Genomic DNA, 22763 nt, shown 5'->3' with positions numbered 1-22763 from the left:
GTTCCGGTTATCGTGAACAAATGGCCGCCACCGGCTGACGACGGCGTGGCAAGCTATCCAGCTCGATTAGGCGCCTTTGCTATCGTTCCTGATGGATTGATAAGCCCACAGGAATGTGCCCTGCGGTCAACGCCCGCTTGACGGCTCGCCGCAGATCCGGATTGCGCCGTGATCGCCCACTTGCGGAGCTAGGGGTCGGCCATCCTGCCACCCGGAATTGCCATGTCGGTCAAAGCTCTTTCGGGGCAGAATGCCTCTGATCCGTATCCAAATGCGTCGCGCTTCTGCCCCCTTTGAACCGGGGGCGCCACTGGCCTGACCCAGGTCCCTATGGCAATAATATCGGCAACATCGTGGACGATAATGGACAGCAAGTAACGCCCGTTTCGCCGCCCAATGCCGCGAACGGGATGAGCTTATCTGCATGCCCCGAAGGAGCAGTAAGTGATGATCAACCAGTCTGACGCCGCCGCCCGTGGCGCCATTACATCCCAGGCGTCGCTGCGCGATTATCTTTCGATCGCGCGCTTCGACCACATGACGAAGCATGTCTTTATCATCCCCGGCATCGTGCTGGCCTATGCTGTCCACCATGGCGCGGCGCATCTATCGGTCGATCGGCTGCTATTGGGGTTTGCAAGCGCCATCCTGATCGCGTCGGCCAATTATGTGATCAACGAATGGCTGGATCGGGACTTTGACGCCTTTCATCCGGTCAAGTCGCAGCGCACGGCGGTTCATCAGGCACTTTCGCCGACGCTGGTCTATGCTGAATATCTCGCCTTGCTGCTGCTCGGGCTGTTGCTCGGCTACCAGTTGGGGCAGCTGTTCTTCGTTGCTTCGGTGGCGTTCGGGCTGTCGGGCATCACCTATAATGTCGAGCCGATCCGGACGAAGGACAAGGTCTATCTGGATGTCATCAGCGAGTCGGTGAACAATCCGATCCGCCTGTTGCTCGGCTGGGCCATGGTGGACCCGACCGCCCTGCCCCCGGCCAGCCTTTTCATCGCCTATTGGGCAGGCGGCGCGTTCCTGATGGGCGCCAAGCGGCTGAGCGAATATCGCGACGTCGTCGCGGATCAGGGCGTCGAGATGCTGCACCGCTATCGCAAGTCGTTCCGCAGCTATTCGAGTGAGAACCTCACCGTATCCTGCTTCCTCTACGCGATGCTGTCGGCCTTTTTCATCGCGGTGTTCCTGATCAAATATCGCCTTGAATATATCATCGCCTTTCCCTTCATCGGGGGGTTGTTCGCCATCTATATGTGGCTGGCATTGCGGCAGGGATCGGTGGCGCAGCGGCCGGAACGGCTGTTCCGTTCGCGCCGCCTGCTGGCTGCGACCGGCCTTGCCGTGCTTGCGGTGGTGGTCGCCACCTTTGTCGACCTGCCGTGGCTGAGCTCGCTTTCGCAGCCCTATCTCATCAAGGTTGGCTGATCGGGCGCGGCATGGCGGCGCAGTCCATCCCGATCGATTGGAGCGCGATCGACCTCGTCATCTTCGACATGGATGGGACGCTCTACGATCAAAAGTGGCTTCGGGCGCGGATGCTGGCGGCACTGCTGCGGGACGCCGTCGCGCGGCGAAGTCTGGACACGCTGCTGACGCTGCGTTCCTTTCGCCGTTGCCGGGAGGCGCTGGCCGAAGGTCCGGCGCAGGATTTCCTGGCCGATCAGTACAGCATTCCGGCGCTCGAGCGCGGATGCACCCCCGATGAGGTGCGCAGGCTGGTCGCCGAATGGATGGAAGAGCGGCCGCTGTCCATGCTTGCCGCCTGCCGCCGTCCGGGGATCCAGCAACTGTTCAAGGCGATAGCGCGCGAAGGCAAGCGGATCGCGATCTTTTCGGATTATCCGGCGGTTGCGAAACTCGCGGCGCTGGACCTGACCGCCGACTATATCGTCGCGGCCACTGACCCCGACGTCGGCCGTCCCAAGCCCGACCCGGCAGGTCTTGAGAAGCTGTTGCGCTTGTCGGGTGTCACGCCCGATCGTGCGGTGCTGATCGGCGATCGGGTGGAGCGGGATTGGGCCGTGGCGGCGCGGTTGAACATGCGCGCGCTGATCCTGTCGCGGGGCGCATCAGGCGAGGTCGAACGCTTCCGTTCGTTCGGCGACGCGCTGTTCCAGCCGCTGCTCATGAAAATGGCGTGATGATCGGCCCCTCACGGGCACCGGGAATCAGAGACGGGGCGCCTGTTCGAGTGTTCCGGAAAGCTGTTCCGGCTTGTCCGTCGGGGAGACGGAAAGGCCCATCAGCACCACGCCGAAGACAATGGACGCAACGCCGACAAGCTTGGTGGTCGATATCGGCTCGCCCAGGATGAAATAGCTCGACGCCACCGTGATGACGAGGCCCAGCCCGATGAAGGGGTAGGCGGTGGAGAGATCGACGCGCGCCAGAACCAGCAACCATATGAGCGCGCTTAGTACAAAGCAGCTGAGCCCGAGGATGACCAGACGCGAGGTCGCGATCACCATCGCCGTGCGGAACAGCGATTGGTCCGGCTGGGCCAGAGCGCTTTGCACCGCCGCGCTCGACATGCCGAGCTTCAAGATCAACTGCGCTGCCGCAGACAGGAAGACGCTAGCCAGAACCAGTCCGAGGAGCATTGCCTTTGCCATAAATCGCCTTTCCTTTTCGCCGCTGCTGATGCCTTACGAATGTTCGGGAAATGCCGCGATCGGGGCTGAGGATTTTGCCGCACCACGCACCGGACGGTTCGAGGTATCCGATGCCGCGCCCAGTCGCGACCGCGCCATGCTCTCCACAGCGCCCAGCAGAAACAACGGCATGGAGAACATCACTATCCGGCCGACATTATATTGGACGTCCAGCGCCAGCGCGAACAGGAACAAGGCGATGACGCCGCCGATGTCGCAAAGATAGACCATGGGGTCGCGGCTCTGCCTAATCGCGGTCCACCACAGGATGATCACGACGATCACTGGCCACAGATTTTGATAGGCACCCTTCAGGCCGAAAAGATGGCGGATCGAACCGATCATCCCCGAAACATAGGTGCCGGGGTCCCGTTGATTATCGAGGCCGGGCATGGCGAGGGTGAGGACCGTCGCCGCATAGGCTGCCAGCGCGACGGCGGCGACGCATGCCATGACGAAATAGGTCCGGCGATGGTCCACCACGAACAGCATGCGGAGGCTCGCGCCAAAGAAGGCGATCAGCGCCACTTTCTCATTGACTATGGTCCCGAGAATGACGGCGGCGGCGAAGATGGCGATCCTGCGCTCTATCATCGCAATGGCCGCGATTACGAGCGGCAGCGTCGCCACGCCGTCGGCGGAGCCCATGCCGAGATAGCGCGTCAGCAAGAGGAAGATGAGGGTGGCGGAAAAGGCCCAGCCGAGCGAAACATTGCGCCAGAAGGCGAGATAAAGGCCGACAAGGCAGGCGGATATCGCCGCATAGGCGGCGTTGGCCGCGCACATCGCCTGCAAGGCCCTTACATATTCCGGCTGCATCACGACGGGCGCGTGATGAATGCCCTGCCCCGAAAACAGGATGACCGGCAGCTGATAGAAGGGTGCGGCGAGGATTACCGAACCGATACGATATACGTGCGGACTGGGTGGAATCTTTCCGCCCGGTTCGCCCAGCACCCACAGCAGATAGCGCGAATAGTCATCATAGGACATGGTGCCATAATAGACGGTTCGGTAGACTTCGAAGAACATCGGCAGGACGAGCGCCACGAGCATGGTGGCCATGAAGATCGGCGCGAGGTAGGTTCCGCCGCGCAGTTCCTTCGAGTGCATTTCCAAGGCCATCCCCCACCTTCCCTCAGTTCAGCGCCGCCGTGGACATCATCGGCCGGGACAGGTTGATCGTGATGGCGCGCAGAGCATGGCGGACGGTCACGAAACTTTCCCATGGCTTTGATCCATCCCGATTTTCTACAGGAGCCCCACAGGGTCCACACTTGCGATTTCGGACAAGGGCCACTCCTTGGGGGGATCGCTTTTACTCCCCGGATAGGTCCGGAATAGTTGTTTCGATTTGCGGCGCTTTGGTGATCATCGGGGCATGAAATCGGCGCGAGAAACAGGCATGGCCGGGGAAATAGTCCCCGCCGGGCACATAGGGCGGCATTCCTTGCCCGCGGGCGGGGAGCCGTCGATGCGCGTCTGGGGCCTGCCGAAAGCGGTCGCCTTATTGCTGGCGATCATGCCCGTTGCCGCCGAGGCCAGGACCCTGGAGGCCTTTCCCGGAGCGGTTGGCTATGGTCGGTTCACCCAGGGCGGACGCGGCGGCGCGATCATAGCGGTGACGAGCCTGGCCGACAGCGGGCCGGGAACCCTGCGCGCCTGTATCGACGCGCGGGGGCCGCGCACATGCGTTTTCCGGGTCGGCGGCGTCATCCGCTGGACGACCGAGCGTCCGGTGATCCGCAATCCCTATATCACCATCGCGGGACAGACGGCGCCCGGCGGCGGGATATTGATCACGCATGCGGGCGGGCGTTACGGCCTGACGCCCCTTGTCGCCAAAAACACGCATGATGTCATAATTCGCCACATAAGGGTGCGGCTGGACAACCGGGGAGACACGCGCGCTTCCGACAGCGGGATTATCTTCGAAAAAAGCAGCAACGTCATCATCGACCATGTCAGCGTGTCATGGTCGGAGGATGAAACCGTCGGCGGTCAGGGGCAGAATAACAATATAACGATATCCAATTCCATCCTTGCCGAAGGTCTGCGCAGGCATGACAAATGCGCGCTTTTGAGCAGCGATGCCACAGGCAGTCAGAAATTGACGTTCCTCGGCAATATCTGCGCCCATAACGGCGACAGGAATCCCGACGTCAACTTCTTCCCCGGCTCCTGCGTCGATGTCGTCAACAACCTGATCTACAATGCGCGTTCCGATTTCGTCGAAGTTTGGGAACAGCATGGCGGAAGCCCGGTCAATATCGTGGGAAACTATTTCAAGGCCGGACCCAATATGGTGCCCGGGCGATATATCATCGCTCGCCAGTCGGTGAATTCGACCGGCCGCGCGCGTATATATGAGGCCGGTAACCACATTGAGGGGATGATCGACCGGGAGCCGCCGCCCTATGTCCGCGAGGCGATGGTGCAGACACCTTCCTGTTCCATCGGCGCCCCGGTCATCGATGCCAGGCAGGCCTATGATCGTGCGCTGACAACGGCCGGCGCCTTTCCCCGCGATACGGTGGACGCACGGATCGTGAAGGAAGTGAAGCAGGGAACCGGCAAGATCCGCCGTGAGCCCGGCATCCTTCCCGAGATAGCCGACGGAACGCCTTATGCGGATTCCGACGGAGACGGCATGTCCGACCAATGGGAGAAGGCGAACGGCACCGACGCGACCAGAAACGACGCCTGGGAAGATGCGGATCGCGACGGGTGGAGCAATCTCGATGAATTTCTGGATTATGCGCATCGCCAGCTGCTGGCGGGCTCCAGCCTCGCGGAAACGCAGGAAGATCAGGACAAACCCCGGACTGTCACGGCGTGGGCGGCCGCTCTGACCGTCGCCGCGCTCGCTGGGCTGGGGGGCCTTTTGAGAGCGGCGATGATGTGAAGCCCTCCCCTGCCCTTCGCTCCATTGCATACACCACCAATCCCTCCTAAAGACGAGCGGTCATCTGGGGAGTAGCCAGCCGTTCGCTTGGTCGAACGGGCCGTATGTCAACATATTTGGCCGAGAGGCCGTGGCATGCGGGATATGGGAAGCCAAGGCGAGTGCCTTGAGCGGCCGTATCGGGCGAGACCAATGGCATCGGCTCTTCTCTGTCCGGCCGGGCGAGAAGAGGCGGTGGCATTGCGTCTTCAACCCTTCGCCCGGCCCCGGATATGGTATCGATGGACGCTCTCTTCACCTCTACCGCATTGGTCGCGCTCGCCGAGATGGGCGACAAGACGCAGTTGCTGGCCATGCTGCTCGCTACCCGCTTTCGAAAGCCGGTGCCGATTATTTTCGGCATCCTTTTCGCCACCATGGCCAATCATTTCCTGGCGGCGCTGGTCGGTCATTCGATCGCGGGCGTGCTGACGCAGCCCTGGTTCCGCTATGCCGTGGCGGCCAGCTTCATCGCGATGGCGGGATGGACGCTGATCCCCGACACGTTCGATGAGAATGAGCCACTGAAGGCGCCGTCGAAGGCAGGGGTGTTCGTGACGACGCTGATTGCCTTCTTCCTAGTGGAGATGGGCGACAAGACGCAGGTCGCGACGGTGGCGCTGGGCGCGCAGTTCGACAATGTGCTGGCGGTGACGGCGGGCACGACGCTGGGCATGATGATCGCCAATGTGCCCGCGGTGCTGTTTGGCGAGGCGCTGGCTAAGAAAGTGCCGATGCGCGCGTTGCAGATCGGCGCGGCGCTGCTGTTCCTGGGCCTTGGGCTGTGGATGATAGCGGACTTGCAGGGCTGGATCGGTTAAAAAAGGAACAGGGGCTGCCGCCCGGCTGTTGTCAGCGGGCGGCGGCTGTTGCAAGGGGAGCTAAGTCATTTTCCCCAAGCAGGACAGGCATGGAACGCGTGATGAAGGACAATCTGGTTACGGTGTTCGGCGGCGGCGGCTTCCTTGGCCGACAGGTCGCCCAGGCCCTGATGGAACGCGGCGCGCGGGTGCGCATAGCCCAGCGCGATCTGGCGAGCGCCTTTCGCATCCAGCCTTTGGGTGCGCTGGGGCAGAAGCAACTTGTCGCGGCCGATATCCGGAATGCACAGAGCGTCGCGCGGGCGATTGCGGGCAGCGATATCGTCATCAATCTGGTGGGCGTGCTGAGCGGCGACCTGGAAGGATCGCATCATGACGGCGCGGCCAATGTGGCGCAGGCTGCGGCGGAAGCCGGGGTCAAGGCGCTGGTCCATGTGTCGGCCATCGGCGCCGATGCGGAGAGCCCTTCCGCCTACGGTCGGTCCAAGGCAGCGGGCGAGGCGGCGGTTCGGGCAGCTTTCCCTGCCGCGACCATCATCCGTCCGTCAATCATCTTCGGGCCGGAAGATCAATTCCTCAACCGTTTCGCCGACCTGATCAGCCGCCTGCCGGTGGTTCCGGTCATCGGCGCCGATACGAAATTCCAGCCCGTCTATGTCGCCGACGTCGCGCAGGCGATCGTCAATGCGGCGGCGGACCCCGGCCTTCATGGCGGCAAGACATTCGAACTGGGCGGGCCGAGGCAGCTCAGCATGATGGAGCTGAACAGCTGGATCGCCAAGGCCATTGGCCGCAATCGCAGCCTGATCGCGGTGCCTGCGCCGATCGCATCGACCATCGCGAGCTTTGGCTGGCTGCCGGGCGCGCCGATCACGCGGGATCAATATGCGATGTTGCAGAAGGACAATGTCGTGTCGGCGGGCATGCCGGGGCTTGCTGAACTGGGCGTATCGCCCACGCCGATGGAAGCGATCGCCGACAGCTGGCTGATCCGCTACCGCCGCCATGGCCGCTTCGCCGGACGCGTCAAGGCCTGACCCGAGGGCGCGAGCCATCGCCGCCTGTCCAACTGTCGATGGAATGACGGGATGGCGCGGCGATGAGCGTCGCCGTGCATTGCGCGCGCGTCCCGCATCTGCACAATAAGCGCGATCTTTCCTCCGCCGTATTCCGCGCGGATTTCCCCTTCCAGTTCAAGGACCAGAGTCGCCCATGGACCTCCATTATCTGACGGTCATCCTGCTTGGCATCGTCGAGGGGCTGACCGAGTTCCTGCCCGTGTCCTCCACCGGGCATCTGATATTGGCGAGCGAGTTGCTGGGTTATGACGCGGCGACCTGGGCGATGTTCAACGTCATCATCCAGCTGGGCGCGATCCTGGCGGTGGTCGTGCTGTACTGGCGGACATTCTGGGCGGTGGCGATGGGGCTGCTGCGCAAGGAACCGATGAGCTGGCGCTTTCTGCGCAACCTGCTGGTCGCTTTCCTCCCGTCCGTCGTCATCGGGCTGGCGATGCATGATTATATCGAGGTGCTGCTGGGCGCGCCGCAGGTGGTCGCCTGGGCGCTGATTATCGGGGGCATCGCCATCCTCGCGATCGAACGGATGGCGAAGGAGAACCGCTTTCATGGCATTGCCGACATCCCGTTGGCGCGGGTGATCGGCATCGGGTTCATCCAGTGCATCTCCATGATCCCGGGGGTCAGCCGGTCGGGCGCGACGATCATGGGCGCGCTGGCGCTGGGGGTCGAGCGGCGGACGGCGGCGGAGTTCAGCTTCTTTCTGGCTATCCCGACGATGCTGGGTGCCTCGACGCTGGAACTGCTGAAAAAGGGTAGCGGCATTACGTCAGCCACGGTCGGTTGGGGCAGCATCGCCCTGGGCTTTGTCGTGTCGTTCATCGTCGCGCTGCTGGTAATTCGTTGGTTTGTGGGCCTGGTTTCGCGGCAGGGTTTTGTCCCCTTTGCCTGGTATCGGATCATCGCCGGGACGGGCGCGCTCATATGGCTGTGGCTAAGGTAGGTCCATATCGGTCCTAGATTAGCCTTGCTGATCACGTGTTCGATCAAGCGTGTTGGAAATAGTCTCAGTTTAGGTCAGTTCATATGACCTTTATGCTCGAATCCGCGTGACTTTGGCGGTTTTTCTGCTATGTGAGCCCTGAACAGATTTAGGGACTCACCATGGCTGACAATCCGATGCTGAAATTCGTGGGAACGGGCCAAGCCTATCCCGAGAAGCGCTCGGCCGATGATCGGGCCGACGATTTCCTGGAGATCAGTAGCAGTTTCCTGCTGGAAAGAGCCGAAGAACAGGCGGCGCGTTGCTCGCAATGTGGCGTGCCTTATTGCGCTACGCATTGCCCGCTGCACAACCATATCCCCGACTGGCTACGCCTGACAGCCGAGGGACGGCTGCGCGAGGCCTATGAGCTGTCGAACCTTACCAGCACGATGCCGGAGATTTGCGGCCGCATCTGCCCGCAGGACCGCCTGTGCGAGGGCAATTGCGTCATTGAGTTTTCAGGCCATGGCGCGGTGACGATCGGGTCGGTGGAAAAGTTCATCACCGACACCGCGTGGAAGGAAGGCTGGGTCGAGCCGCTGGTGCCCGGCAAGCCGATCGGCCAGTCGGTGGGCGTCATCGGCGCGGGTCCGGCGGGCCTTACCACCGCCGAATATCTGCGTGTCGCGGGTTATGAGGTGCATGTTTACGACCGGCACGATCGCGCGGGCGGACTGCTGACCTATGGCATTCCCGGCTTCAAGCTGGAGAAGGACGTCGTCATGCGCCGGGTCCAGCGGCTGAAGGACGGCGGCATCACATTCCATGAAGGCTTCGAGGTCGGCCGCGATGCGTCGATGGAGGAACTGCGCAGCCGCCATGACGCCATCCTGATCGCGACCGGCGTCTACAAGCCGCGCGACATCAAGGCGCCGGGCGTCGGCGCGCCGGGCGTGGTCAAGGCGCTCGATTTCCTCATCGCTTCCAACAAGGCCGGGTTCGGTGACGCAGTGCCGGAGCATGAAGACGGCTCGCTGCACGCCAATGGCAAGAAGGTCGTCGTCATCGGCGGCGGCGACACGGCGATGGACTGCGTCCGCACGGCCGTGCGTCAGGGCGCGACTTCGGTGAAGTGCCTCTATCGTCGCGACCGGGAGAATATGCCGGGATCGCAGCGCGAAGTGCAGAATGCGGAGGAGGAAGGCGTCGAGTTCGTTTGGCTTTCCGCCCCGATCGCTTTCGAGGGTACGGAACATGTGACGGGCGTCAAGGTGACGAAGATGCGCCTTGGCCAGCCCGACGCTTCGGGACGCCGCGCGCCGGAGGCCGATCCGGGCACCGAACACACGCTGGACGCCGATCTTGTCATCAAGGCGCTGGGCTATGATCCCGAAGAACTGCCCAAGCTGTTTGGCGCGGAGGACCTGTCCGTCACCCGCTGGGGCACGCTGCGCGTCGATCACAAGACGATGATGACGTCGATGGACGGCGTATTCGCCGCTGGCGACATCGTGCGTGGCGCTTCGCTGGTGGTCTGGGCGATTCGCGACGGCCGCGATGTGACCGAGCATATGCACCGCTATCTGAAGACGAAGGCCAAGGTGGCGGCGGGGGAAAGGCAGGCGGCATGAGGCAGGTTTTCCGTTCATCCGTGATTGGGTTGGCATTGCTGGGCGCGCCAGTGGTCCATGCGCAGGGTGCGCCCGACGCCATGCGGGTGGCGGCGGCGCGTCCGGTCGTGGACAAGATTTTTCCTGTCGGCACTTATCGCCGGATGATGGACGGCACCCTGTCCAAGACGATGGACAGCATGATGGACGGCGTCATGAAAATGCCGATCGCGCAGTTCGCTCGAATTGGCGGTGTGCCGGAAGATAAGCTGGCTGGGCTGGATCAATCCTCGATGGAGCAGATCAGCGCCATCATCGATCCGCATCTCCGGGAGCGCACGAAGCGCGGCATGGACGCGATGATGGCGTCGATGGTCGATCTGATGGACGGCTTCGAGCCCAAGGTTCGGGATGCGCTGACCCGCGCCTATGCGCGCAAGTTCGACGGTAAACAGCTGGGTGAGCTGGCGGCCTTCTTCAAGACGCCAACCGGCGACCTCTATGCCCGCGAATCCATGATGATGTTCATGGACTCGGAGATCATGGGCGAGATGCAGGCTTTGATGCCTGAAATGATGAAGAAGATGCCCGAAATGGCGGCGAAGGCGGAGGCGGCGACCAAGAGCCTGCCGCCGCCACGCAAGATCGCCGACCTGTCGCAGGAGGAGCGCGGCAAGCTGGCGAAGCTGTTGGGTGTCAAGGCGAGCGACCTGAAGGACGGCGCCGCCACGAGTGACGAAGGAACGAAGTGATGAGCGACCAGACCCCCTATATGGCGAGCCCCGAAGAGCGCGCGCGCCTGGCTGCCGAGGGCATGTATCATCCGGAGATGGAAGGCGATGCCTGTGGCGTTGGCCTGGTCGCCGCGACGGATGGCCGTGCGAGCCGCCGCGTGGTCGCTTCGGCGATCGATGCCCTGAAAGCCGTGTGGCACCGTGGCGCGGTCGATGCGGATGGCAAGACGGGTGATGGTGCGGGCCTCCATGTCGATCTGCCAGTGCGCTTCTTTGACGATGCGATTGCGGATTCGGGGCATAAGCCGCTGCCCAATCGTTTGGCCGTGGGCATGATCTTCCTGCCGCGCACGGATTTGAGCGCGCAGGAGACTTGCCGCACGATCGTCGAAAGCGAGATCATCGACGCGGGCTATACCATTTATGGCTGGCGGCAGGTGCCCGTCGATGTGTCCGTCATCGGCGAGAAGGCGCAGCGCACGCGGCCCGAGATCGAGCAGATCATGATCGCCGGGCCGATGCCGGAAGAACGCGATCAGGTCGAGTTTGAAAAGGACCTCTACCTCATCCGCCGCCGGATCGAGAAGAAGGTGATCGCGGCGCAGATCCAGGATTTCTACATCTGTAGCCTGTCGTGCCGGTCGATCATCTACAAGGGGCTGTTCCTCGCGGAATCGCTGTCGGTCTTCTACCCAGACCTTCGGGATGAGCGGTTCGAGAGCCGGGTCGCGATATTCCACCAGCGCTATTCGACCAACACCTTCCCGCAATGGTGGCTGGCCCAGCCGTTCCGCACGCTCGCGCATAATGGTGAAATCAACACCATTCGCGGCAACAAGAACTGGATGAAGAGCCACGAGATCAAGATGGCTTCGCTGGCCTTTGGGGATCATAGCGAGGACATCAAGCCCGTGATCCCGGCCGGTGCTTCGGATACCGCCGCGCTGGACGCCGTGTTCGAGGCGATCTGCCGTTCGGGCCGTGACGCGCCGACTGCCAAGCTGATGCTGGTGCCCGAGGCGTGGCAGGCTGCCGCTGGCGAAACGCCGCAGTCGCACATCGACATGTATGAATATCTCGCCTCCGTGATGGAGCCGTGGGACGGCCCGGCCGCGCTGGCGATGACCGATGGCCGCTGGGTCGTGGCGGGCGTCGATCGCAACGCGCTGCGTCCGCTGCGCTACACGCTGACCGGCGATAATCTGCTGATCGTGGGTTCGGAAACCGGCATGGTCGTCGTGCCCGAAACCACCATCGTCAAGAAGGGCCGCATGGGTCCCGGCCAGATGATCGCCGTCGATTTGCAGGAAGGCGCAATCTACGACGACCGCGCGATCAAGGACCAGATCGCGAGTGAACGGCCCTACGCCGAGCTGATCAAGGACTTCATGAAGGTCAGTGATCTGCCACAGACCGCCAGCGCCCTGCCCTCATGGGACAAGGCCGAGCTGACGCGCCGTCAGGTTGCCGCCAACCTGACGCTGGAGGACATGGAGCTGATCCTGGCCCCCATGGTCGAGGATGCGAAGGAAGCGGTCGGATCGATGGGCGATGACACGCCGCTGGCGGTCATTTCCGACAAGCCGCGCACCGTTAGCCATTTCTTCCGCCAGAATTTTAGCCAGGTCACCAACCCGCCGATCGACTCCCTGCGCGAACGGCATGTGATGAGCCTGCGCACACGCTTTTCCAACCTGCACAATATATTGGAGCAGGAAGCGCAGAACAGTCATGTGCTGGTGCTGGAATCGCCGGTGCTGATCTCGTCTGAATGGGCGCGGCTGAAGGCGCATTTCGGCCCGGCGGTGGCGGAGATCGACTGCACCTTCCCGGCGGAAGGCGGGCAGGAGCAGCTGCGCTCTGCAATTGCCCGCATCCGCGAGGAAGCCGAGCAGGCGGTTCGTGAAGGGCGGACGGAAATCTTCCTGACCGACGAGCATATCAACGCCGATCGGGTCGCCATTGCAGGCGTACTGGCGGCGGCGGCGGTGCATACGCATCTCGTCCGCAAGGGGCTGCGCAGCTACGCGTCGATCAACGTGCGGTGCGCCGAAGCGCTCGACACCCATTATTTTGCGGTGCTGATCGGCGTCGGCGCAACCACGGTGAACGCTTATCTCGCCGAGGCCAGCATTGCCGACCGCCATGCGCGGGGCCTGTTCGGCGACCTGACGCTGGAAGCCTGCTTCGAACGGTTCCGCGTCGCCATCAACGAAGGCCTGCTGAAGATCATGTCCAAGATGGGCATTGCGGTCATCAGCAGCTATCGCGGCGGCTATAATTTCGAGGCGGTCGGCCTGAGCCGCGCGCTGGTCAACGACCTGTTCCCCGGCATGCCCGCGAAGATTTCGGGCGAGGGCTATGCGTCGCTGCATCATAATGCGGTGCTGCGGCATGAGGCGGCCTATGACAGCGCGGTGGTGCGCCTGCCGGTGGGCGGCTTCTACCGCCAGCGCAATGGGGGCGAGAGCCACGCCTATTCCGCGCAGTTGATGCATCTGTTGCAGACGGCGGTCGGGACGGACAGCTATTCGACCTATCTGCAATTCTCACGCGGCGTGCGGGATCTGCCGCCGGTCTATCTGCGCGACCTGCTGGAGTTCAACTTCGCGCGGGAGGCTGTGCCGATCGACGAGGTCGAGGCGACCACGGAAATCCGCAAGCGCTTCGTGACGCCGGGCATGTCGCTGGGCGCGCTCTCTCCGGAGGCGCATGAAACGCTGGCGATTGCGATGAACCGCATCGGCGCGAAGGCCGTGTCGGGCGAAGGCGGCGAGGATGCAACCCGCTTCAAGCCCTATGAGAATGGCGACAATGCCAACAGCGTGATCAAGCAGATCGCGTCGGGCCGCTTCGGCGTGCATGCCGAATATCTGGGCAGCGCCGAGGAGATCGAGATCAAGGTCGCACAGGGCGCCAAGCCCGGCGAAGGCGGTCAGCTGCCCGGCTTCAAGGTGACCGAATTCATCGCCAGGCTGCGCCATTCAACGCCCGGCGTGACGCTGATCTCGCCGCCGCCGCATCATGACATCTACTCGATCGAGGATCTCGCGCAGCTCATCTACGACTGCAAGCAGATAAACCCGCGCGCGCGGGTGTGCGTGAAGCTGGTCAGTCAGGCGGGCATCGGTACGGTTGCCGCTGGTGTTGCGAAGGCGCATGCGGACGTCATTCTGATCGCGGGCCATGTCGGCGGGACCGGCGCTTCGCCGCAGACGTCGATCAAATATGCGGGCACGCCTTGGGAAATGGGGCTTTCCGAAGCCAATCAGGTGCTAACGCTCAATGGCTTGCGCCATCGGGTGAAGCTGCGCACGGACGGCGGCCTGAAGACCGGCCGCGATATCGTGATCGCGGCGATCCTGGGCGCGGAGGAGTTCGGCATTGGTACGCTGAGCCTCGTAGCCATGGGCTGCATCATGGTGCGCCAGTGCCACTCGAACACCTGCCCCGTGGGCGTGTGCGTGCAGGATGAGAAGCTGCGCGAGAAGTTCACCGGCACGCCGGAGAAGGTCATCAACCTTATGACCTTCATCGCGGAGGAAGTGCGCGAAGTGCTGGCGCGGCTGGGCTATCGAAGCCTGGATGAGGTGATCGGGCGCACGGAGCTGCTGAAGCAGGTCAACCGCGGTGCCGAGCATCTCGACGACCTCGACTTGAACCCCATCCTCGCCAAGGTGGATGCGCCTGACGATCAGCGGCGCTTCAGCCTGACGCAATGGCGCAACGAGGTGCCTGACAGCCTGGACGCGCAGATGATGCGCGACGCCAAGGCGGTGTTCGAGCGTGGCGAGAAGATGCAACTGACCTATACGGTGCGCAACACGCATCGCGCGGTTGGTACGCGGCTGTCGGCTGCCGTGACCGAGCGGTTCGGCATGTCTGCCCTGGCGGACGGGCATCTGACCGTGCGCCTGCGCGGGTCGGCTGGCCAGTCGCTGGGCGCGTTCCTGTGCAAGGGCATCACGCTGGAGGTCTTTGGTGACGCCAACGACTATGTGGGCAAGGGCCTGTCGGGCGGCACCATCGTCGTGCGCACCACCGTGTCCTCGCCGCTGACGAGCAAGGACAACACGATCATCGGCAACACCGTCCTGTACGGCGCGACGGCCGGAAAGCTGTTCGCGGCGGGTCAGGCGGGCGAGCGCTTTGCTGTCCGTAATTCGGGCGCGCAGGTGGTTGTCGAAGGCTGCGGTGCCAATGGCTGCGAATATATGACCGGCGGCACGGCGGTGATCCTGGGCAAGACCGGCGCGAACTTCGGCGCGGGGATGACGGGCGGCATGGCCTTCATCCTGGACGAGGATGGCAGCTTCGAACGGCGCGCCAATCCGGAAAATATCGTTTGGCAGCGCCTGGAAAGCGCCCATTGGGAAGCGCAGCTAAAGGCCTTGATCGCCGAACATGCGGTGACGACCGACAGCAAGTGGTCGAACACGATCCTGGACGATTGGGATCGCTGGCGGCGTCATTTCTGGCAGGTTTGCCCCAAGGAGATGGTGCATCGGCTGACCCATCCGTTGAGCGATGCAAGCACCGAGGTGGTGGCTGCGGAATAGGATGAAGGGGAGGAAAGGCAGAGGACTTTCCTCCCCTTTTTATTGGGTAAGTCCGTGCGTGGGGTGGCTGCGCCGCCTTGCCTAATAGGAAACGGGTGAAACGGCAGGCGCAGATTCGAATTTCGCGCCATTGCCCTGCGCCAGTTGCGTCGGCTGCGGCGGTGCGTCATCGCCGTTCGCGAACCGTTCTACGTTGGCAGGCAGCCTGTGCATCGGCGATGGCGGGGCATCTTCAAGCGGTTGCCAATCGCCGGCTTGCTGATCCTGCGCCTCGTAACGCTGTACGTCCGGATCGTCATAGCCGCTCCAGCCCGCCGTCATGCTTGCCATTTGCCGATCCGCGAGGGTCGGGCCGCACCCCTTGCAGTTGATCTCCTCAGGCCCGGTCAGATTGGGGCTGCTTTCTGCCTGCGCCGTCGTTACCGGCGACGGGGAATAGGAGGAGGATTGTGCGTCGGTGAAGGATAGCCGTGGCGGCGTCGTCGCGTAGAGGCCAAGGCCTAGCCCGCTGGCCAACGCGGCCCCGGCGCTCGCCAGGCTGAACAACCAGAAACGGGGGGACATGCGACCTTCTCCTCTTCCGCGCTTGCCTGCATCACCGCCAGCACCCGGCAAAAGAAACGCACATGAAGATCGGTTGTTGCATGGGTCCAAGGCCTTTGCTAAGGGCCGCCTCCTACCAAGGCACCGGCGCCGCCGGTTTCCCTTCAGATGTGCGGTCGTGGCGGAATTGGTAGACGCGCAACGTTGAGGTCGTTGTGGCCGAAAGGCCGTGGAAGTTCGAGTCTTCTCGACCGCACCATTCAATCTTCACAGCAAGCAGAATTCACCCCCTTGGGGGCATCCAGCGTGATGCCGTGCGCCGTTTGCGGATCAATGATCCCGCCGCGAGGTCTGAGGCAGGATTGAACAGCAGATCGGCGTGCTTCTTTCCGGTCTATTCCCCGCGCTGAGATTCCTGGGATCACAGCGTGGGCCTCAAGCGGGCTTTGGCAATGGGCGTAGCGAGGGCTATGGATTGGACAGTCGCCACATTGCTCAGGCTGCGGCGACGCGCTACCCATGGTGGCGGGCGGCTGGATGGCGATAAGATGGAAACGCGGTCAGAAAAGATTAGCCGATCGGGCGCTGGCCGACCCTTGTTACTTCTGGTCCCGTTACTGCCGTTCCTGACGGATTTCGGTCCAGCGGCGGCCGTGGTCCATCGGCCTTCGCCGACGACGCCGGTTCGATCGGACTGGGCTCATTTCTCGTCCCTGTTGGGAAGGGTGGCAGTGTTCCGGAGCAAGACCTCGCCGCGAGGGCTGGTCATCCTGCTATCTGATGCGAAGGGTTGGACGAAGGATGACCGCGCGCTCGCCGATCGGCTGACGGCCCAGGGCGCGCTGGTCACCGGCATTTCGACCCCGGTCTTCCTGCACGCGCTCGGTTCGCAGAAGACCTGCATCAATCCGAACTATGCCATCGTTCCGCTGGCGCGTGAAATTCAGCACCGGCTCGGCGTACCCATGTATATGAAACCAGTGCTGGTGGGGCGAGGGCTGGGAGCCACGTTCGCCTATGCCACGCTCGTCACGGGACCGGATGGGGCCTATCGCGCGGTGGTCACGGCTGGGTTTCGTCCATTTCTGCCGGGCCGGACCCATTGGTGCAAATCGGCCATGCTCTCGCTAACGGCCCGTCCATATCCTCATGCTGGCCGGAAGATCGCCCCCGCTGCCCGTCTGGCTTCCCCCTGGATCAGTTTGAATAGGGAAGGTGCAGATACGCAGGCCGCTGACTTCGCGCGATACCGTGGCGCCACGGCGGTCGGGCTTGATCCGCATTTCAGTCCCGACGCTCAGCTCGCGGCGCAAGTGAAGCCATTCCTTGCAGCCCGGTATGCCGCGCCCGGATCTTCGCAAAATCTTGTGCCAATGCCTGCGAACCTGCCGATCACCATCGTTGACGATCCGGCCGCGCGGCGCACCGACAGGATGGCGGTGATCTATTCCGGGGATGGCGGATGGGTCGGCCTGGACAAAGGCGTCGCCACGGAACTCGCAAAGGCAGGCATTCGGGTCGTGGGAGTGGATAGCCTGTCCTATTTCTGGAGCGAACGCACCCCGGCCGGTGCCGCCGCCGATCTTGCCTCCATCATCCGGAGCTATTCGCAACATTGGGGTCGCCCCAAGGTCTTGCTGGTCGGCTACAGCTTTGGTGCGGATGTATTGCCCTATATTGCGGGGCATCTGGTCCGGCCCGTGCGATCGCAAGTGAGGGGCATGGCGCTGCTGGGCCTCAGCGGAACGGCGGATTTCCAGTTCCATCTAAGCAACTGGCTGAACATGAGTTCGACAGGCGCCTACCCGACCATTCCCGCCATAGCGCGGCTGCGCGGCGTGCCTATGCTGTGCATCCGGGGCAATCTGGAAACCGACAGCGCCTGTCCTGACATCCCCCGGGGCATAGCAACGGTCGTCACGGTGCCGGGCGGGCATCATTTCGAACGCAACGCACCATTTCTGGTGGCGCAGATCCTCCGGCACATGCCCAGATGATGGAAGCGCAGGACATGCCCACCACCGCAGGGTCGCAGCAGGCGACTTCGGCCTCATCCCATTGGCCGATCCTCGCCGCCGGCGCCCTACTGCTTGCGTCCCTGCTGCTTTTCTGGCCAGGGATCGCCGAATATGACTCGATCGTTCAATATCGGCAGGTTTTGAGCCAGAGTTACGACGACTGGCATCCTCCCATCATGGCTCGCCTCTGGGCCATACTGTCCTTCGCCCGGCCAAGCATCGCGCCGATGTTCATGATTCAGATGGCCGGTTACTGGATCGGGATCGGGCTGCTCGGCCGGGCACTTGGCCCGCGAAGGACCGTTGTCCTGCTCGCCCTGGGCGCGACACCGCTTCTGCTCGGCTGGCTCGCCATCGTGGTCAAGGACAGTCAGCTCTTGGGCGCGCTCACCCTTGCCATTGGCCTGATTGCCACGTTCCGCCTGCGCGAACGGCCCATCCCGCCATTTGCCTTCGTCATCGTCATCCTGTGCCTGATCTATGCCACGCTGGTTCGCGCGAACGGAGCATTCTCGACCGTCCCGCTGGCGTTTCTGCTGGTGCCGCGTCCCCGGAACGAAATTCTCCGCCTCGCCGCGATGATCGCCGCCATCCCCGTGGTCCTGCTCCTTTCCCAACCGATCAACCACAGCCTGCTGGGTGCGCGGGACAGTGGAGTGCGCAGCAGCCAACCTATATATGATCTTGCAGCTATTGCCGTTCGGACGGGCGACCCGGCAACAGGCATCTCTGCTCAAGCGAGCCGGACGCTCGCGGCGCATCATTGCGTCAAGCCCCTGTTCTGGGATCCGCTGGGTGAAAACGCCTTCTGCGCGTCCGCAATCCGACCATGGGACAAGATGCCCCTCGGTCAGCTTTATGGGCTGTTTGCCAAGGCTGTCATTGCGCATCCCTATGCCTATCTCGCGCACCGGCTTGGCCATCTGAATTCGACCGAGCGCTGGCTGGTGCCCTCGCATTGGCCGCTGGCCGCACCGCCCGCCCGATCAGAGCCCAATGACCTGGGTTTCCCCAATCCCTCCTTCATGGCGATGCGGTGGCAGGGGATGGCTGGATTGCTGACCGAAGCGCCCGTGGCATGGCCGATCTTCTGGGTCGTCGCGGCGTCGTGGGGGTTGTGGAACTGCTGGTGTCGGCCCGAGGGAGCGCAGCGCGAGCTCGCAACGGCCCTGTTCGTTTCGACGCTCTTTCAGGAAGCGAGCTTCATCCTGCTCAGCATATCGTCCGACCTTCGCTATCATCTCTGGGCGATGCTGGCGACGGCGCTGGGCTGGATCATCCTGTGGCAACGCGACGAAGCCGTTCGCGGGAAAAGGTTGGCCGCGCTGGTGATTGCGCTGGTGATTCTGTCGGGCACTGTCGCCCGCTTCACCTTGCCGACCCCACCCGCGCGCTATGCCAGCCTGATGAACTAGGGCGTGGATCGGCGCAGGATCAGCCAAGGAAATGGCTGAGTATATCGGGGTGGAACGCCCAACCGGCAAAGCCGCATAGGCCCAGGAACATTCCGAACGCACCGAACATCCAGCCGACGCCGAGCAGCCAGGCGCTTTCCACCAGCGCGGCGACGGCGGCGATTGATATGGCGGTGGAAATCATTGCCTCGCTCGCGTCGAATTGGTCGTCATGGACGTTGAGGGCATCATAGAGGGCGGAATCGGCCCTTGCTTGCCGAGCCAGAGCAGGCACTTCCCGGATATATTTCGCGATGCTGGCATCGAGCGCATCGACGGTGAGTTTCGACAGCGCCTGCCGATGAGGCGTGTCGGCCAGAAGGACAATCTGACTGCGGCTGGTCTGGCTTATATGCAGCTTGGTCTTGGCCGCCTGATATTCATTCCAGCTGTCTACCGCGTTGGACTGTGCCTGCTGCATGGCCTGAACTATGTTGCCATCCTTGATGTTGCACAGGCCAGTGAAGATGGAGAGGATGACGACCGTGATCGCGACCATGCGATTAAGCCGCTTGTCCTTCGCCTCTGCATTCAGTTCGACTTCCATGGCGTCCTCTATCAAAAGCGCCGGGCGAGACCGACATAGATGCGCCTTTCAGGCGTGTCGTGGTTGAGGCCGAATTCGGAGCCGATATCGACCTGCGCGGCCTTGCCAACCATCAGTGCGGCGGAGAGGCCCGCAACAGCCTGCGTGCTCGCTCTGCCCGCATCATTGTCGCGCATCACGGCGCCTTCGAGAGCAAGGTTGAACACCGGACTTGCGGAGAAGTTGATACCGCCCGCCGAGCCATATGCCAGATGCCGCCCCTTGCGGTCGCGGTCCACGGCTGCGTCTATCTCCGGCGTGAGCAGCAGGGAAAGCTTTTCCGCCACGGGCACGTTGATGGGAAGCTGTACGCCGCCGCCCCAATCACCGGCGCCAATGGCACTGCCGCCCGTCGGCACGCTGATCCAGGGCAGAAGAGCGGCCGACAGATCGTGTCCATCGGGGTCGATCAGGTTGCGCTTGATCCCGATGCTGACGTCGCCTGAGCCTGATTGCCGTTGGACGTCGCCGGTTCGGCGATCGCGGGTACGGACGATGCCGGAAGCGGTCCAGCCCAGGCGCAGCTCGGCATGCTCCGCGATGCCATAGCGCAGTGCGACATCGCCCAGCAAAATGGTATCACTTACCGAGTCCGGCGATGTGTCGTGCGTCCAGTCGACGGCCGATGTTTCCACCGATGACGCCCCCGGTTCAAGGGTGCAGGGCGGCGTGTCCAAGCCGGGGCGATCGGGACAATAGTCCCGCGCCGCCGCCCCATTCGCCAAAAGCGTGAAAAGGGCAGCGACGGGCACGAAGAGCTTCATCACGGCTCTGCGCTAATTGCCGCCGCATCCATTGTAAAGCAGCGCCTTCACGCGCATTCGCGCAGGTCAGTTCCAGCTCTCACCCTCGACCCAGGCGCAATGATCGAAATTTGCGATCCAGGTGCGTTCGTGCGCCCGCCGGAACTGGATAAGGGCATCGGCCGCCTGCCCGGCCGCTTTGGACTTCTGCACCCCGCCCGCACTGCGCTCACTGGCCGCCCGGCAGCAGAGCCGCGCATGTTCCAGCCCGAGTTGCAGGAAGTTCACCCGCTCAGCCGCTTGCGGATCCTGCGCCGCAGATTGCGCGGCTCTGGACAGAAGTTTTTGACCTGCTGCAAAGCTTCCTTCCGGATAGACGACGGCCGCCGCCCTGGCCCAACTTTTCCAGCGCGACGCCTTCAATTCGACGAAGGTCTGCTCCAGCCTTCCGCTGAGGTTCATCGTGTAGTTTTCCCAATGCTCGAAATAGGTCCTCACCTCCGCAGCGGCGGGGCCGAAGCAGGCATAATATTCCTCCAGCAACGCATTGGCATCTGCGTCCGGCTGAGACTGAAGACGCATCAGCAGGTAGAGCGTCGGGCCTTGGGTCGCCCATTGCCCGGTGAGGGAATCGAAATCGGTGCCCACCAAGCCGTTCGTGGCCGCGTTCCGGAACTCGTCCGCAAACTGGTGGGCGAAGATGAACGGCATGCAATAGCCATCGAGGAAATGGTTCGTGCGCAGGAAGATGCGCGCGCCGGTGTTTGCCCAGCCGCACCACTGCTTCTTCACCCACTCCTGCACCGCGGCCGTGCGAGGATAGAACCAAGACGAGGGACAAAAGCCGACGAGGATATTCTTGTTGAGCCGCACGCCAGAGGTCGGCGGCGCGAAATAGTTGAAATAGGCGTAGCCCACGACCGTGACGTCCGGATTATCCCGCGCTGCGAGGCGCTGGATTTCGAGCCAGGAGCGCGCATATCGATCCGTCACGAAAGGATGGCGGGCCATCTTCGATTGGGGCGGAATGAATGTCAGATAGTCGGACGGTGGAGGGCTATCGAGAGCGCGACAAAGCGCGCATTCGCAGAGCCCGGGCATGTCGTTTTCGACCGCATTGATGAAGCTTGCCCCTCGTCTGGCGCCACCCTTCTCGCGCCAGAGGGTGACGATCTGTTGGTGCAGACCGGGGTCGGCGATCGACATCGAAAAGCGGGCGCCCGGCTTTACCGGCCCGCGCCGTCCATCGACGAGCTGGAACCATTCGGGATGCTGATCCCCATATCTGGCCCACCAGTCGCCAAAGGCATGGCCATAGCCGATGTGCTGGCGGCGGCCCATTCGGTGACGTCTGAGGAATATGCGCTCCTCCGCACGGTAGTCCGCCGCCGCCGTGGTGGAAAAGCCGAGTTCCGGACGATCGATCCTGCCCGGTTTGAACAGGCGAACATGCCGCTGCATCAAATGGGGAGCGACGACCTCGTCCAGGCTCGGCACGATGAGGGATGCCGTTTTCGGCACCATGGTTCCCAGATCTCCGGGCCAAAGCCAGCGGACCTTCATGTAGCTTTGCAGAAAATGATAAACGCCAAACAGCGTCCCTGCGGTAACATCGGGGTCCAGGGGGTCGCCGGGGCCATCGCGCCCCGCGATACAGAAATTTCCTCCGATGGTGCGAAGGACGCAGGCTTCAGGGGCGAGGCTGCTCAGGTCGATCGATGCGCGTGCAATGGCGGTATCACCCAGAAAGAAGAAACCTCCTGACGTGCTTTGCCCCGACGCTACGTGTTCCGGAATGATCTGGGGCAGCGTGCCGGTGGCCTTCGCGAGATGCGCGGCGAGTTCCCGCGCGGCATAGACGACGCAATCTTGCGGCTGATCCGGTATGACCAGCGGGCGGGGGGTGCCGCCCTCAATCAGGGCTACGCTGGATGGGGATGCCGCCTGGCCTTGGCCCATGGTTTGCGCCGAAAGCAGGGCTGCTGCCGATCCGAAGGAAAATGTCCTGCGTGAAATGGCTTGTCCCATTGGCAGCCCTCCTCCCTTCTGATCAGGGTGCCCCCCTCTTAGTCCAATTGACGGTT

17 protein-coding genes, 1 tRNA gene and 1 riboswitch are annotated in these 22763 nt (G+C 62.8%); of the genes, 12 read left to right on the top strand and 6 right to left on the bottom strand.

The features are described from left to right. Positions 1 to 447 precede the first annotated feature (447 nt). Both ACZ5YV_RS12560 and ACZ5YV_RS12555 read left to right on the top strand, forming a co-directional pair. On the top strand, positions 448 to 1437 hold the full coding sequence (locus ACZ5YV_RS12560; protein WP_464787905.1) for a UbiA family prenyltransferase: 990 nt from the start codon (positions 448 to 450) through the stop codon (positions 1435 to 1437). A gap of 11 nt (positions 1438 to 1448) precedes the next feature. Then, the gene (locus tag ACZ5YV_RS12555; protein ID WP_464787904.1) at positions 1449 to 2153 is read left to right on the top strand and encodes an HAD family hydrolase; all 705 of its coding nucleotides are present in this window, start codon (positions 1449 to 1451) and stop codon (positions 2151 to 2153) included. Positions 2154 to 2180: 27 nt separating this feature from the next. Here ACZ5YV_RS12555 and ACZ5YV_RS12550 read toward each other — a convergent pair whose 3' ends face one another. Together ACZ5YV_RS12550 and ACZ5YV_RS12545 are read right to left on the bottom strand one after the other, a co-directional pair. Then, positions 2181 to 2624, bottom strand: coding sequence for a DMT family transporter (locus tag ACZ5YV_RS12550; RefSeq protein ID WP_464787903.1), 444 nt, complete (start codon positions 2622 to 2624; stop codon positions 2181 to 2183). Positions 2625 to 2657: 33 nt separating this feature from the next. After that, the gene (locus ACZ5YV_RS12545; RefSeq protein WP_464787902.1) at positions 2658 to 3788 is read right to left on the bottom strand and encodes a hypothetical protein; all 1131 of its coding nucleotides are present in this window, start codon (positions 3786 to 3788) and stop codon (positions 2658 to 2660) included. 349 nt (positions 3789 to 4137) lie between these two features. Here ACZ5YV_RS12545 and ACZ5YV_RS12540 point away from each other — a divergent pair, with 349 nt between their 5' ends. The 7 genes from ACZ5YV_RS12540 (at position 4138) to gltB (ending at position 15335) form a co-directional block, all read left to right on the top strand. Then, the gene (locus ACZ5YV_RS12540; RefSeq protein WP_464787901.1) at positions 4138 to 5568 is read left to right on the top strand and encodes a pectate lyase; all 1431 of its coding nucleotides are present in this window, start codon (positions 4138 to 4140) and stop codon (positions 5566 to 5568) included. 53 nt (positions 5569 to 5621) lie between these two features. After that, positions 5622 to 5749: riboswitch (yybP-ykoY riboswitch) on the top strand. A gap of 100 nt (positions 5750 to 5849) precedes the next feature. Continuing rightward, positions 5850 to 6428 carry a TMEM165/GDT1 family protein gene (locus ACZ5YV_RS12535; RefSeq protein WP_464787900.1) on the top strand — a complete coding sequence of 193 codons (579 nt, stop codon included), beginning with the start codon at positions 5850 to 5852 and terminating at the stop codon, positions 6426 to 6428. 89 nt (positions 6429 to 6517) lie between these two features. Continuing rightward, positions 6518 to 7465, top strand: a complete 948-nt coding sequence (locus tag ACZ5YV_RS12530) for a complex I NDUFA9 subunit family protein (protein WP_464787899.1) — start codon at positions 6518 to 6520, stop codon at positions 7463 to 7465. 175 nt (positions 7466 to 7640) lie between these two features. Then, positions 7641 to 8450, top strand: coding sequence for an undecaprenyl-diphosphate phosphatase (locus ACZ5YV_RS12525; RefSeq protein ID WP_464787898.1), 810 nt, complete (start codon positions 7641 to 7643; stop codon positions 8448 to 8450). A 161-nt stretch (positions 8451 to 8611) separates the two neighbouring features. Beyond that, a complete protein-coding gene (locus tag ACZ5YV_RS12520) occupies positions 8612 to 10063 on the top strand; it encodes an NAD(P)-dependent oxidoreductase (RefSeq protein ID WP_464787897.1) in 1452 nt (483 codons plus the stop codon). Further along, positions 10060 to 10794, top strand: coding sequence for a DUF2059 domain-containing protein (locus tag ACZ5YV_RS12515; RefSeq protein ID WP_464787896.1), 735 nt, complete (start codon positions 10060 to 10062; stop codon positions 10792 to 10794). The genes ACZ5YV_RS12520 and ACZ5YV_RS12515 overlap by 4 nt, the downstream gene beginning before the upstream one ends. After that, positions 10794 to 15335, top strand: a complete 4542-nt coding sequence (gene gltB / locus ACZ5YV_RS12510; protein WP_464787895.1) for a glutamate synthase large subunit — start codon at positions 10794 to 10796, stop codon at positions 15333 to 15335. Before ACZ5YV_RS12515 ends, gltB begins: the two co-directional genes overlap by 1 nt. Before the next feature lie 81 nt (positions 15336 to 15416). Here gltB and ACZ5YV_RS12505 read toward each other — a convergent pair whose 3' ends face one another. Continuing rightward, positions 15417 to 15899: a hypothetical protein gene (locus ACZ5YV_RS12505; RefSeq protein ID WP_464787894.1), complete on the bottom strand. Its 483-nt coding sequence runs from the start codon at positions 15897 to 15899 to the stop codon at positions 15417 to 15419. 151 nt (positions 15900 to 16050) lie between these two features. On the opposite strand from ACZ5YV_RS12505, the gene ACZ5YV_RS12500 reads away from it, so the two are divergent. The 3 genes from ACZ5YV_RS12500 (at position 16051) to ACZ5YV_RS12490 (ending at position 19311) form a co-directional block, all read left to right on the top strand. Further along, a tRNA-Leu gene (locus tag ACZ5YV_RS12500) sits at positions 16051 to 16137 on the top strand. A 289-nt stretch (positions 16138 to 16426) separates the two neighbouring features. Then, positions 16427 to 17875, top strand: a complete 1449-nt coding sequence (locus ACZ5YV_RS12495; protein ID WP_464787893.1) for an AcvB/VirJ family lysyl-phosphatidylglycerol hydrolase — start codon at positions 16427 to 16429, stop codon at positions 17873 to 17875. Positions 17876 to 17889: 14 nt separating this feature from the next. Next, positions 17890 to 19311 (top strand): hypothetical protein, encoded by a 1422-nt coding sequence (locus ACZ5YV_RS12490; protein ID WP_464787892.1) that lies wholly within the window; start codon positions 17890 to 17892, stop codon positions 19309 to 19311. A 19-nt stretch (positions 19312 to 19330) separates the two neighbouring features. Here ACZ5YV_RS12490 and ACZ5YV_RS12485 read toward each other — a convergent pair whose 3' ends face one another. The 3 genes from ACZ5YV_RS12485 to ACZ5YV_RS12475 form a co-directional block, all read right to left on the bottom strand. Then, positions 19331 to 19897, bottom strand: coding sequence for a DUF4337 domain-containing protein (locus ACZ5YV_RS12485; protein WP_464787891.1), 567 nt, complete (start codon positions 19895 to 19897; stop codon positions 19331 to 19333). An 11-nt stretch (positions 19898 to 19908) separates the two neighbouring features. Then, positions 19909 to 20700, bottom strand: a complete 792-nt coding sequence (locus ACZ5YV_RS12480) for a transporter (RefSeq protein ID WP_464789224.1) — start codon at positions 20698 to 20700, stop codon at positions 19909 to 19911. Between the two features lie 66 nt (positions 20701 to 20766). Beyond that, a complete protein-coding gene (locus ACZ5YV_RS12475) occupies positions 20767 to 22707 on the bottom strand; it encodes a DUF4838 domain-containing protein (RefSeq protein ID WP_464787890.1) in 1941 nt (646 codons plus the stop codon). Positions 22708 to 22763 lie beyond the last annotated feature (56 nt).

The sequence above is a fragment of the Sphingobium sp. TomTYG46 genome, from assembly GCF_055396345.1.
Note: the sequence above shows the minus strand (reverse complement) of the source record. Positions and strands in the feature narration are given on the sequence as shown.